The 15,297-nt window shown below is 60.2% G+C and carries 12 protein-coding genes; 4 read left to right on the top strand and 8 right to left on the bottom strand.

Annotated elements, in window-relative coordinates; genetic code table 11:
* Nucleotides 1-137: 137 nt before the first annotated feature.
* Nucleotides 138-1,826 (top strand): M14 family zinc carboxypeptidase, encoded by a 1,689-nt coding sequence (locus ACL9RI_RS06605; RefSeq protein WP_422725792.1) that lies wholly within the window; start codon nt 138-140, stop codon nt 1,824-1,826.
* 85 nt (nt 1,827-1,911) lie between these two features.
* On the top strand, nt 1,912-4,086 hold the full coding sequence (locus tag ACL9RI_RS06600) for an FUSC family membrane protein (protein ID WP_422725791.1): 2,175 nt from the start codon (nt 1,912-1,914) through the stop codon (nt 4,084-4,086).
* On the opposite strand, the gene ACL9RI_RS06595 is transcribed toward ACL9RI_RS06600, so the two are convergent.
* Nucleotides 4,074-6,023, bottom strand: a complete 1,950-nt coding sequence (locus ACL9RI_RS06595) for an alpha/beta fold hydrolase (RefSeq protein ID WP_422725790.1) — start codon at nt 6,021-6,023, stop codon at nt 4,074-4,076. The genes ACL9RI_RS06600 and ACL9RI_RS06595 overlap by 13 nt on opposite strands.
* Nucleotides 6,024-6,090: 67 nt before the next feature.
* Nucleotides 6,091-7,557 (bottom strand): amino acid permease, encoded by a 1,467-nt coding sequence (locus tag ACL9RI_RS06590; RefSeq protein ID WP_422725789.1) that lies wholly within the window; start codon nt 7,555-7,557, stop codon nt 6,091-6,093.
* 50 nt (nt 7,558-7,607) lie between these two features.
* Between ACL9RI_RS06590 and ACL9RI_RS06585 the strand changes: the two genes are divergently transcribed.
* Nucleotides 7,608-7,802, top strand: a complete 195-nt coding sequence (locus ACL9RI_RS06585) for a hypothetical protein (RefSeq protein ID WP_422725788.1) — start codon at nt 7,608-7,610, stop codon at nt 7,800-7,802.
* A 66-nt stretch (nt 7,803-7,868) separates the two neighbouring features.
* On the opposite strand, the gene ACL9RI_RS06580 is transcribed toward ACL9RI_RS06585, so the two are convergent.
* The 4 genes from ACL9RI_RS06580 to ACL9RI_RS06565 form a co-directional block, all read right to left on the bottom strand.
* On the bottom strand, nt 7,869-9,299 hold the full coding sequence (locus tag ACL9RI_RS06580; RefSeq protein ID WP_422725787.1) for an amino acid permease: 1,431 nt from the start codon (nt 9,297-9,299) through the stop codon (nt 7,869-7,871).
* A 132-nt stretch (nt 9,300-9,431) separates the two neighbouring features.
* Complete coding sequence (locus ACL9RI_RS06575) at nt 9,432-9,890, bottom strand: RidA family protein (RefSeq protein ID WP_422725786.1); 459 nt, start codon at nt 9,888-9,890, stop codon at nt 9,432-9,434.
* Between the two features lie 148 nt (nt 9,891-10,038).
* On the bottom strand, nt 10,039-11,625 hold the full coding sequence (locus tag ACL9RI_RS06570) for an ATP-binding cassette domain-containing protein (protein ID WP_422725785.1): 1,587 nt from the start codon (nt 11,623-11,625) through the stop codon (nt 10,039-10,041).
* Nucleotides 11,626-11,775: 150 nt separating this feature from the next.
* Nucleotides 11,776-12,888 (bottom strand): NADH:flavin oxidoreductase/NADH oxidase, encoded by a 1,113-nt coding sequence (locus tag ACL9RI_RS06565; RefSeq protein WP_422725784.1) that lies wholly within the window; start codon nt 12,886-12,888, stop codon nt 11,776-11,778.
* A 182-nt stretch (nt 12,889-13,070) separates the two neighbouring features.
* Between ACL9RI_RS06565 and ACL9RI_RS06560 the strand changes: the two genes are divergently transcribed.
* Entirely contained in the window at nt 13,071-13,628 is a 558-nt protein-coding gene (locus tag ACL9RI_RS06560) for a hypothetical protein (RefSeq protein WP_422725783.1), read from the top strand.
* Between the two features lie 105 nt (nt 13,629-13,733).
* Here ACL9RI_RS06560 and ACL9RI_RS06555 read toward each other — a convergent pair whose 3' ends face one another.
* A complete protein-coding gene (locus ACL9RI_RS06555) occupies nt 13,734-14,243 on the bottom strand; it encodes a DUF1993 domain-containing protein (protein WP_422725782.1) in 510 nt (169 codons plus the stop codon).
* Nucleotides 14,244-14,307: 64 nt separating this feature from the next.
* Nucleotides 14,308-15,264: a DUF2167 domain-containing protein gene (locus ACL9RI_RS06550; RefSeq protein ID WP_422725781.1), complete on the bottom strand. Its 957-nt coding sequence runs from the start codon at nt 15,262-15,264 to the stop codon at nt 14,308-14,310.
* Between the last annotated feature and the right edge of the window lie 33 nt (nt 15,265-15,297).

The following is a 15,297-nucleotide window of genomic DNA, read 5'->3' as shown; positions in this document are numbered from 1 at the left end:
GTTGATATTTCCTATACATATCACAATTAACAGCACAGAGCGCCAGCACACATCAAGGCCGGGGGCCGGTGCTACAATAATCACCTTACCGGCGTGCTGACCCAGCGCGCTTTCACGCCTTCCGGAATCAGACCGCCATGCCATCAGATTTGCGCACAACTTACGAACTCGGTAACCATAACCAGACCACGACCTGGCTGGAATGCATTACTTTCTACAAAGAACTCGCAGCACGCTACCCGCAAGTGCTGCATTTCGAACAGATCGGCCTGTCCGACTCGGGCGTGCCCATCCACGCTGGTGTCGTCAGTGCGGACGGCGTGTTTGACCGCGAACAAATCAAGCGCGAAGGCCGTACCGTCTTTTTCAACAATAACGGCATCCACCCGGGCGAGCCGGAAGGCATCGATGCCTGCATGGCCATCGTGCGCGACCTGTGCGTGGAACCGGCGCGCCTGGCCGCACTGGGCAAGACGGTCTTGCTGTTCGTGCCCATCTACAACGTCGATGGCAGCCTGAACCGCGCCAATACTTCGCGCGTGAACCAGGATGGCCCGGAGCAATTCGGTTTCCGTGGCAATAGCCGCCATCTGGACCTGAACCGCGATTTCATCAAGTGCGACAGCCTGAACGCGCAAGTGTTCAACCGCCTGCTGACGAACTGGGATCCGGACGTGATGGTCGACACGCATACGTCCAACGGCGCCGACTACCCGTACACCATGACCCTGATCCACACACAGACGGATAAACTCGGTAATGGCCTGGGCCCCTTCCTGCAAGACACCATGCTGCCGCATATCTTTGCGCAAATGGAACAAGCTGGCTGGCCGACTTGCCCGTACGTCAACCCTGTCAAGGATAGCCCGGACCACGGCATCGCCGAATTCCTCGAAGTACCGCGCTTCTCGACCGGTTTTGCCGCCCTGCATAACGTCATCGGCTTCATGCCGGAAACGCATATGCTCAAACCGTTTGCCGACCGCTATGCCTCGATGCGCGCCCTGCTCGACATCACCATGGCGTTTACCGTGCAGCACGGTGAACAGATCCAGCAACTGCGCGCGCAAGCCAAGGCGGCCGGCCGCACGCAGGCGGCCTGGCCCGTCAGCTGGAAGATGAACGAAGCACAACCATCGACCTTCCGCTTCAAGGGTTATGCCGCCAAGTACACACCGAGTGTACTGGGCGACTACCAGCGCCTGTCGTATGACCGCTCGCAGCCGTGGGAGCGCGATATCGCCTATTACAACCGCTTCGATGCCGATGTGGTGGTGCCGGCGCCGAAATCCTATGTGGTGCCGCAAGCCTGGCGCGAAGTGATCGAGCGCCTGCGCTGGAACGGCGTCGAAATGCACCGCATCACCGAAGAACAGACGGTAACGGCGCGCTACTACCACATCAGCGGTGTGCGTACGCGAGCGACTCCGTATGAAGGCCATATGTTCCACGAGCAGGTGGAAGTGGAAGCGCGCACGGGGCAATTCATCTTGCAGGCTGGCGACTACGTCATCTCGCTGGACCAGGACAATGCCCGCTACGCGGTGGAAACCCTGGAACCGCAGGCCCACGACAGCTTCTTCCGCTGGGGTTTCTTCAATAGCGTGCTGGAGAAGAAAGAAGCGTTTTCCGATTACGTGTTTGAAGACATGGCGTCCGAACTGCTGCGCGATGAACCTGCGCTGGCAGCCAAGTTTGCCGAGTGGAAAGCAGCGAATCCGGCCTTGCTGAGCAATCAGGAAGCCGTGCTCGACTTTATCTTTGAAAATTGCCAGCGCTTCGCCGAGCCTGAATGGCGGCGTTATCCAGTCATTGCCCTAGTGTAAAAACAGGGCCAGATTTGCGGTAACACGGCGCTGCATCGGAGATCCCGATGCGGCGCTTATTTTTACGTCTGCCCACAAGGTCACCATGCACTACGCACTCAATCTGCGCACCTTTATTTACAGCCACTATTTTTACCTGGGCTTGCGGGTGGCCTTCGGCCTGGTCGGCCTGACCTTGCTGACCCTGGCCATCAGCGACAGCGATACCGCCATGACGGTCTGCATCGGCGCCCTGTGCACGACATTGATGGACATGCCCAGTCCATTGCGCCACAAATTCAATGAAATGCTGTCCTCGGTACTGCTGTGCAGCGCCGTCACCCTGCTCATCAGCCTGTGCGCACAAGTGCCGTGGCTGCTGATGGCGGTGCTGGTGATCGTCAGCTTTTTCGCCAGCATGATGGTGGTGTACGGCAAGAAATCGATGCCCTTGCAACTGGCGGCCCTGTTCATCATGACCATGTCGATGGAACACCACATGACATGGCAGCAAGCTTTTCACCATGCGGGCCTGTTCATGCTGGGTGGCCTCGCTTACCTGGCCTATGCCATGGGCGTGGCCTGGTTCTTGCGTCACCGCATCAAGCAGCAAGTGCTGGCCGAAGCCCTGTTCGAACTGGCCGCGTATATCGATATCAAGGCTGATTTCTACGACACGCGCTTCAACCTGACGGAACAGTTCAACAAGCTGGTGCGCCACCAAAGCATCCTGGCCGACCGCCAGCAAGCGTCACGCGACTTGATCTTGCGCAGCCACAAGAACAGCAAGGACGCCATCGTGGTGCAAGTGCATGTCTGCATGCTGGACCTGTATGAATTGATCTTGTCCACCCACACCGATTACGCGCTGCTGCGCCAGCACCTGGCCGATTCCGACGTGTTGAAGTCCTTGCACGACCTGGCCTACAAGGCGGCGCGCGATATCGAGTCCGTGGCCTATGCGGTCACGCGCAAGCGCGCTTCGTATGCGCATATCCAGTATGACCAGGAATGGGGCGAGATCGAAGCGGAAATCGCCCGCCTGCATGCCAGGGGGGAGAGTGCGCAGGAAGCGCTGGCGCCCCTGCGTGCCCAGCGCAACAAGATACGCGCCTTGCTGAAAATGATTGCTGAACTGCATGTAGCCAGCCAGAAAGTTTCCGAGCACGTGCCATTCTGGCGCGGTACCGACATGGCGCCCTTCCTGTCGCAACCGAAATACGAACTGGGCACCCTGTTTGCCAGCATGCGCATGGAGTCGCCCGTGTTCCGCTTCGCGCTGCGCGTCTCGATGGCCATCTGCGCCGGCCTGGCGATTGCCCACTGGCTGCCGTATGCGGCCCACAGCTACTGGATCGTATTGACCATCGTCATCATCTTGCGGCCCACCTTCAGCATGACCCGCCAGCGCCGCGCCGACCGCATCATCGGCACCATCATCGGCTGCGTGCTGACGGCGCTGGTGATCCGTTTCGTGCACAGCGACATGCTGCTGATGGCGATCTTGTTCCTGGCCGTCATCGCCATGCCCACCTTTATTTACCTGCGCTACCGCTATACGGCGATTGCCGTCAGCCTGATGATCTTGTTGCAGCTGCACCTGGTGGCGCCCAGCAACCCGCACCTGGTGACGGAACGCCTGATCGACACCTTCATCGGCGCGGTGGTGGCCACCGTCTTCAGCTTCGTGCTGGCCAGCTGGGAATATCAAAGCCTGCCCAGACTGGTGCGCCAGGTACTCAACGTCAACCTGGCCTATATGCAAACCAGTTTCGAGTTATTGCAGGGAAGAACTTTCGATGATATTGCCTACCGCATCGAGCGCAAGCGCCTGATGGATAGCCTGGCCGCGCTCAGCTCGGCGCTGGTGCGCATGCTCGATGAACCGGCCAGCAAACAGCGGGCGGTAGAAGACATCAACCTGTTCATCGTGCAAAACTATTTGCTGGTGGCCCATGTGGCGGCGCTGCGCTCGATCCTGGGGCGCCACGCGCACGAACTGCCTGTGACGCAAGTCAATGCACTGTTGACGCACAGCCATACGCAAATCTGTTTGACGCTCGCGCGCGCACTGGAACAGCTCGACAGCAAGACCGGTATCGGCACGCCGCTAGCTGGTCAGCCAGCGCCGGCCAGCGCTGACACCAGCTGGTCCGGCTGGCCGCTGGTCCAGCGCCGCATCCGATTGTTGCAGGCAGATGCGGACAAGATCGTGGTTCATAGCGCGGCGATCGTGCAGATTACGTCGCCGCGCCAAATGACGGACGCTTATTTCAGATAGCGTTCGAACCATGCCAAGGTGCGCTGGCGCAAGTCGCGCTGGTGCTCGGGCTTGCGGAAGGCATGGCCTTCGCCGTCGTAGATGAACAGCGACGATGGCACGCCCATGGCGCGCAAGCCATGCCAGAATTCCAGCGACTGGGCGGCCGGGGTTTCCACGTCGCGCTCGCCCACATAGATCAGGGTCGGCGTCCTGGCGGCCTTGATCGATTCGATCGGCGAAGCGCGGCGGTAGACTTCCGGATTGTCATAGGCGGACGCGCCAAAGAAGGGGATCATCCACTGGTTGATCCCGTTCTGGCCGTAATAACTGATCCAGTTGGCCACGCCGGCGCCGGCCACGGCCGCCTTGAAGCGGTCGCTATGCGTCACGCCCCACATGGTCATGAAGCCACCGTAGGAATGGCCGATCAGCCCCAGGCGCTGGCCATCGATGGGCGCTACTTTTTGCGCCGCATCGATACCGGTCAGGATATCGCGCCAGTCACCGCCACCAAAGTCCGCCATGTTGGCGCGCGTAAATGCCTGGCCCTGGCCGAAGCTGCCGCGTGGGTTCGGCAGGAACACAAAATAACCTTTGTCGGTGAACTCGCGGATCTGCGAACTGGCGTCCACATAACGTGGCGAAGCTGCCGCGCCCGGGCCGCCATGCACATTGACGATCATCGGATATTGCTTGCCAGCCTCTACCTTCACCGGTCCCAGCAGCCAGCCCTGCACTTTATATCCTTCATTACTCCAGCCCACATTCTGCACGCTCACTTGCGGCGAAAAATGCTCGTTATCGTGCGTGATCTTTTTCAGTTGCTGCCATGGACCCGCCACCAGGTAGGAAGCATGCGTAAAATCTTCCTGGGCGGCCGCCGCTTGCTTGCCATCGGCGCTGAACGACAAGCGGCCGTCAAGGGCGCCGCTGCTGATGGCGCCCAGCAAGAACGGTTCTGCCGGGCCTTTTTCTGCGTCGAGCGGCACCAGCGCCAGTTGCGAATCGATCAGGGCGGTGGCCAGCAAACCATTGCTGCGCCACACGACACCATTGAAGGTGCCGCGATAGTCGGGCGTCAGGTTGCGCGGCGTGCCGCCCGCCAGCGGTACCGTGTAGATATCGCCGCCAACCGAACCAAAGTCGCTCATCAGGCCGCCGATGAAGGCCACCGTCTTGCCGTCCTGCGACACCGAGGGCGCATTCATTTGCATGGCGGGCGCGGCGATCACGCGCAAGGCGCCCGTGGTGGCGTCGATATGGCTGAGCTTGGCAACCCACCAGTTGCTGTCGCCATTGCCTTGCGCACTCGTGGCGACAAAACCGCGGCCATCGGGCGTCCAGTTGTATTCATAGACATAGGTGTCGGCCGGCGACAGTAAACGCAACTCGCCGCCAGCAGCCGGCACCACCCCGATGCGCTGGGCGTCATCTTCGCTACCGACTTCCCCCACCTGGCGCGCGCCCGCTTCCACCGCGCCGGCCAGCTTGCGCGCCCCCACGGTAGCCAGCAAGGCCAGTTGCTTGCCATCGGGAGACCAGCGGGCCGTGCTGGCCACGCCTTTTACACTCAGCAATTCTTTCGACTGGCCCTGCTCCAGGCTGGCCAGGTACACGCTCGCCTTGCCGGCCTTGCCATCGTAGCCGATAAAGGCCAGCCGCTTGCCATCTGGCGACCAGCTCGGTTTATCGTAGGAACAAACGGCGCAGGGGTCGAATTGCTGCACGATGGCGCCATTCGCGGCGTCGCGTACGATGATGGCGCCATGCGGGCGCTGCAGCTGGCCGCCGGGCTGGCTGACTTCATTGTTGGCTTCGATGGCGGCGATGCGCTGGCCATTGCCGGACAAGGCCACGGCGCGGTAGTCGCGCAAGACAGGCGTTTGCGCAGGCGCAGCCTGTACGGTAGCGCCCAGCAACACACTGCCCAATACAGCCAAAGTTCTTATTTTCATCCTATCACTCCAGTCATCAATAAAAAACCGCCGGCAGGCGCGGCGGTTTCGGAACTACACAGCATATTTATTTTTTGCCCAGATGCGAGTGCCGTATGCTGTACAGGAAGTAGATGGCGACCGTGACGGCCATCCACACACTGAAGACCACAAACGTGGTGTGCGGCAAATCGCGCATGATATACAGGCAAGCGAGCACGCTGAGGCCAGGGATTACATACGGGCCGAACGGCACGCTGAAGCCTTCGATGCGGTTGCTGCCCTGCTTGTGGCGCAGCACGGGTACGGCAATCGACACCACCATGAAGGCGGTCAGGGTGCCGATACTGACCATATCCCACAGATAGGTAGCATCGACCGTGCCGGCCACCACGGCCACCACCAGGCACACCATGATGGTGTTGCTGACCGGCACCAGGGTACGTGGGTGGATTTTCTGGAACGATTTCGGAATCAGGCCGTCGCGGCTGATGGCGAACAGGATGCGCGTCTGGCCGTAAATCGTCACCAGGGTCACGCTGAAGACGGAAATCACGGCGCCAGCCGACAATACCAGCGCCGGCCAGGCCTGGCCGGTGACGTTTTGCAGGATCACCGCCAGGCCCGCTTCCTGGCCATCAAACAGTTTGGCCTGTTGCGCGCCCAGCGCCGCCACGGCCACCAGCAGATAAAACACGGTGACGATCAGCAAGGCGCCAAGGATGCCGCGCGGCACATTGCGCCTGGGATTTTTCACTTCATCACCGGCCGTGGCGACCGTATCCAAGCCGATAAACGAGAAAAACACGGTGCCGGCCGCCGCCGTCACGCCCGTCATGCCGGCAAAACCCTTGCTATTGTCGGCATTGAAAAAGGGGAAGAAGTTGTCGGCGTTGAAACCGGAAAATGCGATAACGATGAAAAAGATCAGGATGGCCAGCTTGATCAAGACCATGATGGCATTCATCAGGGCCGATTCCTTGGCGCCGCGCAACAGCAGGAAACCGCACATGGCGATCAGGAAGATGGGCGGCAGGTTGATATGGCCGAAATTAAATTCCACGCCATGGGGGCCGGAGATGATCATCGGCGAACGCAGCATTTCCGGGATATGCCAGCCGAAAGCATTTTGCAGGAAATTATTCAGGTAGGACGACCAGCCGATGGCCACTGCACTGCCCGCCAAGCCATATTCCAGCAACAGGCAGGCGGCCATGATAAACGCCAGGAATTCACCGACGGTGGCGTAGGCAAACGAGTAGGAAGAACCGGACGCCGGGATGCGAAACGACAGTTCCGCATAGCACAGCGCCGTCAGGCCGGCCGTGACGGCGGCGATCAGGAAGGACAGGATGACCGATGGCCCCGCCTTGGGCACGGCTTCCACCATGGTAAAGAAAATACCCGTGCCGATGGTGGCGCCCACGCCGATCATGGTCAGGGAAAACAGGCCGATGGAGCGGCTCAAGCCGCTGCTGCTGAGGCCTTCACCGTGGTCGACCGTGGTATCGATCGGCTTGGTGCGGCAGAGTTTCTGGACCAGGGTTAGGCTCACTAGACATCCTTCTTCTTATCGGACTTACAACATCAGACATGCTCATCGGCATGACCACTGAAAACGCACGAATCGGCATTCCGGCCCTGTCTGCCAAAAAGCGGAAAACATCGTGTCCATTTTCAAAACTAAGCGATTATAGGGCTTTCACCGATCCAGCCAAACAGAACTTTGATGTATGGATACAACGCTGGCAGGGCGTTGCAAACGGGGCAGAGGCAACAAAAGGAGAGCAATATTGCTGAGTTGAAATAAAAAAGCGCGCCGCTGCAAAAGCAGGGGCGCGCCCGGATCTGATTGTTCAGATAAGTTTATTTTTTATGCTGCGGTGCATCGGCTGGCGGCCAGCCTGCCTCGTAGCCCTGCGGCACTTCATCGCGCAAGTCGGTCGGCTTCAAGCCCAGTGCGTAGTACAGCACGGTCAGCAGGATCAGCCAGGCCGGGCCGATGATCAGGGCCACGCGAGTATCGGGGAAATACGCCATCAAGCCGATCACCAGGGCCAGGAAAGCCAGCGAAATCCAGGAACCATACGGCGCGAACGGCATGCGGAAGGCCAGGTTCCTGATTTCCAGCGGGCTCAAGGTCTTGCGGAACTGCATCTGCGTTACCAGGATCACGCCCCAGGTCCAGACGGCGCCGAAGGTGGAAATCGACGTGACCCAGACAAACACTTTTTCCGGCACCAGGTAGTTCAGCAGCACGCCGACCAGCAGCGCCAGCACGGACACCATGATGGCGCGGCTAGGGACGCCACTGGCGTTGGTTTCCGCAAATGCCTTCGGCGCCTGGCCTTGCAGCGCCAGGTTGTACAGCATGCGGCCCGTGCTGAAGATGCCGCCATTGCACGACGACAAGGCCGCCGTCAGTACCACGAAGTTGATGATGCCGGCTGCCGTCTTGATGCCCAGGCGTTCAAACGTCATCACGAAAGGACTGCCGGTGGTGCCGATTTCATTCCATGGATAAATGGACAGGATCACGAACAGGGCGCCCACATAAAAAATCAGGATGCGCCAGAACACGGAATTGATGGCGTCCGGAATCGATTTCTTTGGATTGGCCGCTTCGCCCGCCGTCAGGCCGATCATTTCCACGCCCAGGTAGGCAAACATCACCATCTGCAGCGACATCAGCACGCCTTGCGCGCCATTCGGGAAGAAGCCGCCATGCGTCCACAGGTTGGAAATACCGATGGCCACGCCACCGTTACCGAAGCCAAAGATGATCATGCCGGCGCCGCCGATGATCATCAGCACGATGGTGACGACCTTGATCAGGGCAAACCAGAATTCGAATTCACCATAGGCTTTCACGGCCAGCAGGTTGATCGCGCCCATGGAAGCCAGGGCGGCCAGGGCCCAGATCCAGTGCGGCACGCCGGGGAACCAGATGCTCATGTAGATGGCGACAGCGGTAATTTCCGCGATGCACGTGACCAGCCACAGGAACCAGTAGTTCCAGCCCGTCAGATAACCTTGCAACGGGCCCAGGTAATCCTGTGCATAGCGGCTGAACGAGCCGGCCACGGGATTGTGCACGGCCATTTCGCCCAGGGCGCGCATGATCATGAAAATGACCGCGCCACCAATAATATAGGACAGCATGATGCCGGGACCGGCCATCTTGATCGCATTGCCCGAGCCCAGGAACAGGCCCACGCCGATCGCGGCGCCCAGCGCCATCAAGCGTATCTGCCGCTCGCCCAGGCCGCGGTGCAAGCTGTGTTCACTCGTTTTCATTACCGTGTCTCCGTGATTTTTTCGATGCGCCGGCACACCCGCCCCCGTGGCGGTTCCGCTCTTGCAGGGGAGAATGAGGCGGCCGGCCGGCGGGTGATCGCCGGCGCGTAGTCAGACCGTCAGGTCAGATGTTTATGCTAACTCGGCGATCAGTTCGATCTCGACGCAAGCGCCCAATGGGATTTGCGCCACGCCAAAGGCGGAACGGGCGTGCTTGCCACTATCGCCGAACACCTCCACGAACAGTTCCGAAGCGCCGTTGGTGACCAGGTGCTGTTCCGTGAAGGTGGCGGTGGAATTGACCAGGCTCATGACCTTGACGATGCGTCTGACTTTGTTCAGGTCGCCGCCGCAAGCGTCTTGCAGGGTGGCGATCAATTCAATGGCGATGCCGCGGGCGGCCACTTTGCCTTCTTCGGTGGTCACGTCCTTACCCAATTGGCCGACCCAGATCTTGCCATCCTTCTTGGCCAGGTGGCCGGACAGGAACACGGTGTTGCCCGTGCGCGCATGCATCACATACGCGGCAGCTGGCGCGGCAACGACTGGCAATTCGATGTTGAGGGCTTTGAGTTTTTCGTAAAACGACATGCTATTTCTCCAAGAAACAATATAAATGACAACCGAGCAATACTAAATAACATCATATTGGTGAAACGCCAGTTTTAGTTCACAAATAAGCTCGGTTATTCAGTGGATTATACCGACAATCAAAGCGAATCCAGCACGGATACGCGCATCAAAGTGTTGCTTTATGGCACCTGCCATGGGCGCCAGGCTGCAAATGCAGGTGCTGATCGTCGAGCAGCAATTCCTGCAAGAATGCCTGGTCGTGCGACACCACCAGCAAGGCGCCCCGGTACAAGCGCAGCATGTGCGCCAAGGCCTGCAAGCTGGCCAGGTCCAGGTGGTTATCGGGTTCATCGAGCAATAGCAATTGCGGCGGAGTATGCGCATACAGTTCCGCCGCCAGCGCCACTTTCATGCGCTCGCCACCGCTCAGCAAACGGCTGGGCACGGTGGCGCGCGCTCCCGCCATGCCCAGCAGCGCCAGCCGCGTGCGCAATTCGCCTTCCGCCAGCACACTATTGCGTGCCTGCAAACGCTGTATGGCACTCAGGTCGCCATCCTGGCCGCCTGCATGCTGGTCCAGCCAGGCCAGCCGCGCATGGCAGCGCAATTGCCCGCTGACCGGCGCCAGTTGCCCGGCGATCACGCGCAGCAAGGTCGACTTGCCGCTGCCATTGTCTCCTGTCACGGCCAGCCGTTGCGGGCCGCCGAGTAGCAGGTTCAAAGGCTGTGCTGAGCCGTGCGGCAAGACGAGATCACGCAACTCCAGCAGCAGCTTGCCATTCGGCACCACACTGTCCGGCGCCAGCAGCAAGCGCTCAGCGTCCGGCGCGCAGCGGGCGCTGGCGTCCAGCACCCGTTGCCGTCGCACTTGCTGTGCCTGCTCGGCGCGCAGACGCAAGCGGCCCTGGCTATCCTGGCTTTTTTCTTTTTTTGCGTCGAGCAGCAACTTGCTTTGATTGCCTTCCCGCCCTTCCCGCTCACCACGGCTGACTCTTTTTTGCTGGCGTTCCATTTGCTGCTGCGCCTCGCGCTGGGCGCGGCGGGCGCCCGCCTTTTCGGACTGCAAGGCAGCAGCAAAACCAGCCTGTTCCAGTATCCGCTGCTGTGCGTAAACATCGTAATTGCCGCCATAGCTGCGCAAGCCCTGCGCCGACAATTCGACGATCTGGTCCACATGCGCCAGCAGATTGCGGTCGTGGCTGATCAATAGCAAGCCACGCGGCCAGCGCGCCATCTGGGCCAGCAGGCGGGCGCGCTGCTGCGCGTCCAGATGGTTGCTTGGTTCATCGAGCAACAGCCAGTCGGCCTGCGACAACCACGCCCCTTGCAGGGCGATGCGCTGGCGTTCGCCACCGCTGAGGTTCAGCGTGGCAGTTTCCGGCCCAACATGCGGCAGGCCGATCTCATCGAGCGCCTGCCGCAAGCGGGCAGCGACATCCCAGCGCTCACCCACCAGCGCGTAATCGTCAGGCTCCACTGAACCTGCAGCGATACGGTCCAGCGCGGCCAGCACGGAGGCTACGCCAGCCAGCGCCGCCACCGTGGGATAGCGGTCGGGGGCCAGGTCTTGCGGCACATAATGCATGCTGTCATGCTGGCCTGCCAGCAAGCGGCCCAGCACGCTCTTGCCGACGCCGTTATCGCCAACCAGGCCGATACGGTGCGGGGCAAATGTAAATTGCAAATCGGAAAATAACATCCTGCCATCAGGCAAGACATGGGAAAGACGGTCGAGTTGTAATACGGCAGGCATCGATACTCCTTGAGCAAGGCAAGCAAACCCGTTCAGCGAGTGGCTGGCGGGAAGGGCTGGGCCGTGCACAGCACGGCAGTATCAATGGTCCATGTCGATTCGTCCTTGCGTATAGGGAAGTGAAACCTCAGTGTAGCAGAGCTGGCGGGTTCAGCGCTGGCCCAAGGTCGTGTCGCCGAACAGGTCTTTCAATCCACGCGGTTGCGAGCGCCAGTATTGCGGCGGCGCTTGCACCTGCGCGCCCAGCTGGGCAGCGGCATGCCAGGGCCAGCGCGGGTCGAACAAGATGGCGCGGGCCAGTCCCACCATGTCGGATTGACCGCCAGCAATAATATCCTCCGCCTGCTGCGCTTCCGTGATCAAGCCGACGCTAATCGTCGGCAAGCCCGCATCGCGCTTGATGCGTTCGGCAAATGCCACCTGATAGCCAGGACTCAACGGTATTTTCTGCTGCGGCGAAATGCCGCCGCTGGAAACGTGGATAAAATCGGCGCCCACACGTTTGGCCTCTTGCGCGAAAAGCACGCTTTGTTCGATTTCCCAGCCCCCTTCGACCCAGTCGGTGGCGGAAATGCGTATCCCCACCGCCATGCTGGACGGCACGGCCGCGCGCACGGCTTCCAGCACTTCCAGCGGAAACCGCATGCGGTTTTCCAGGCTGCCGCCATAGGCGTCGGTGCGGTGATTCGATAGGGGAGACAGGAACTGGTGCAACAGATAACCGTGGGCCGCATGCAATTCGATGCCCTCGATACCCAGCGCCTGTACGCGCTGCGCAGCGGCAACGAAAGCGCCCTTCACTTGCAGCAAACCCATTTCATCGAGTGCAATCGGCACCGTTTCGCCGGGTGCATGGGCTATCGCCGACGGCGCCACCGTTTGCCAGCCGCCCTCGGACAAATGCACGCAGGCGCCGCCCTGCCATGGCGCGCGGCTCGACGCCTTGCGTCCCGCATGCCCCAGTTGCACGATCAGCGGTATCGGCGAGTGGCGGCGGATCGCCTGCACCACCTGCCCCAGTGCAGCCTGGTTGGCGTCCGACCACAAGCCCAGGTCATCGGCCGAAATGCGCCCTTCCGGCGACACGGCCGTCGCTTCCGTCATCAGCACGCCAGCGCCGGACAAGGCCAGATGGCCCAAATGGATCATGTGCCAGTCGGTGGCGTTGCCATGCTCGGCCGAATACTGGCACATGGGCGCGATGGCGATGCGGTTGGTCACCGACAAGGGCCCGAGGGCGTAGGGCGTGAATAACTGGCTCATGGATGACTCCGGCAAGGGGGAGGCTTGATTTTACTGCGCTTTATCAAAGTGGGTGGCACGGGGAGATTCATACCGGCAACTTACACCTGCTTACGTCTGATACACGCGCGCACCTAGCTTGGCGGAAACTGACCCGCTAATCTGAGCACATCAATAACAACACCACCATCCGAGGACAGCATATGAACACCACCGTCGCCACCACCGCTACCGCCAGCCGCATCCACCCATTGGTCGCCGGCGCTGCCGTTTCCGTTATCGTCGCCAGCCTGGTCGGCGTGGCCGCCATGGCCGGCTGGCTGCCCAGTTCGCACAGCGCCACCGCGCCTGCCTCCGCCATTCCTGCCGATGTGGCCGCCATGACACCGGCCAGCGCCTCCGCACTGGCGGCGCCAATGCCCGCCCCTGTCGCGGCGCCCGTGGTAGCGCAAGTTGCACCGGAGCCTGCGCCCGTGGTTCACAAAAGAGTGGCGCACCGTACGCAAGTGGCGCAATCGGCCCCGGTCTATAACGATGACAATGGCTACCGCGAACCGGTGCGCCAGCAACAGCCGGTGCAGGCACAAGCGCCAGCCCAACCTAACTATGTGGGTATCGGCGCCGGCGCCGTGATCGGTGGCTTGCTCGGCAATCATGTCGGTGGCGGCCGCGGCAAGGCGCTGGCGACGGTGGCCGGCGTGATCGGTGGCGGCATGATCGGCAATGCCGTGCAGAACGAAGTGCAGCAACCTCAACGCTAAAAACCTACTGCGCGGCGCGATTTGCGGCCTGCGATGCTCACTGTGCATGCGCACAGCTCCGCTTCTCAGCCACAACTCGTTGCCGCTCGCTACGGTTTTTGAAAATCAGTCGTACGGACCTAAAAAGTCCAGCTTGCCGATATCCACGCCGTTGTTGCGCAAGATGGCGTGGACCATGGTAACGTGGAAATAGAAATTAGGCAGGGCAAAGCTGAGCAGGTAGTCGTCGCCCGAGAATTTTTTGCCTTCATCACTCCAGTTCAGCACCACTTCGCGCTGGGCGCTGCCAGCCAGCTGGCCGGCGTTGACGCTGTCGATATAGGCGATGGTGTTGGCGATACGTTCCTGCAATTGATCAAACGAGACTTCGTTATCCTCGAATTTGGGCGCGGCCACGCCGCTCAGGCGTTCGATGGACAGTTTTGAGGTATCGCTGGCGCGCTGCACTTGCGCCGTCAAGTCCAGCATATCGGGCGCCAGCTGCGCGCCCAAGACGATCTCGGGCACGATGCCCCCTGCCTCGACATGCGATTGCGCCTTTTCCAGCAAGGTGGATACCACGCGCAAGCCGCGAATGAACACGGGGACGGTTGCCTGATACATGGATACGGACATGGCTGACTCCTCAGAATTAATGATGAGCCAGTGTACCCGACACCCTGTGCACAGGCACGCGCGCTTACTTGTCCAGGTTGACCTTGTCCGCTGGTGCAGGCGGCTCACTCTGTTGAGGCTGCACCGCATGTTTCTTCTTGAAAATGCTGCCAAAGAACTTGACGATGGCCGCACCGGCGCCCACCACTACCAGTATCAAGGCCTTTTTGAAGGCCAGCAGCAGCGCCAGCAATTTGCCAAACAAACCCAGTTTGCTGGCCACGCCGCCCGCCACCAGCGCTGCCAGGCCATATTCGGCCACTTTATCCGTCTTGCTGTCGAAATCCGTATAACGATTGCCGTCCGTAAATTCCGTAAAGCCCGTCACCTGCTTCATTTCTTTCTTGATCGACTCGATCTGTTCGATACTGGCAATCGCATTCAAGTTCAGCACGCCTTCACGGCCCAGCACGCGCACGTTGTAATTCAGCGAGTGTTCACCGCTGTCGATCTTCAAGTCCTTGGCCCAGTACAACTTGTGCGACTGCTTTTCATAGCTGGGTTTTTCCGCCCAACCCACCAGTTGCATGCCCGGATAACCCTGCTTCTTGCGCTCCGCGTTGCCATCCAGCACGGACGCCTGCATATCCTTCAGCAACTCGTCATACTTGATGCTGTCGGCATCGTCATCCTTGATATGGCCTTCCTTTTCATAGGTGACGATCACGCCCCAGCTGTCGCGCTCGAGGACGCTGGTGCCAGCCGGCACGATCATGCCCAGCGACTCAAAGCCCGGCGGATTGCCCCAGGCATCGACCAGCACGCGCTCGGCGTCCGTGGGCGACAGATAACGGAAATTGGCAGGCAGATCGAGCGTGGCGATGCCGCCAGGTAAAGTGATTTTGCCGCGCTGAAAATGTAATTGCGCCAGGAATTGCTCGGCAGTCATGGTCTTTGCAGGCGCTGCCTCTTCAGCCGGGGCAGCCGCCACCAGGCTGGTAAGGGTCAGGCACAGCAGCGCAGTCAGTAAACGTTTCAACATGATGAATTTGGAAGTTTTCAAAAGAGAAATATT

Source organism: Janthinobacterium sp. Mn2066, from assembly GCF_049319705.1.
In the GTDB taxonomy this organism is placed as follows: Bacteria; Pseudomonadota; Gammaproteobacteria; order Burkholderiales; family Burkholderiaceae_D; genus Janthinobacterium.
Note: the sequence above shows the minus strand (reverse complement) of the source record. Positions and strands in the feature narration are given on the sequence as shown.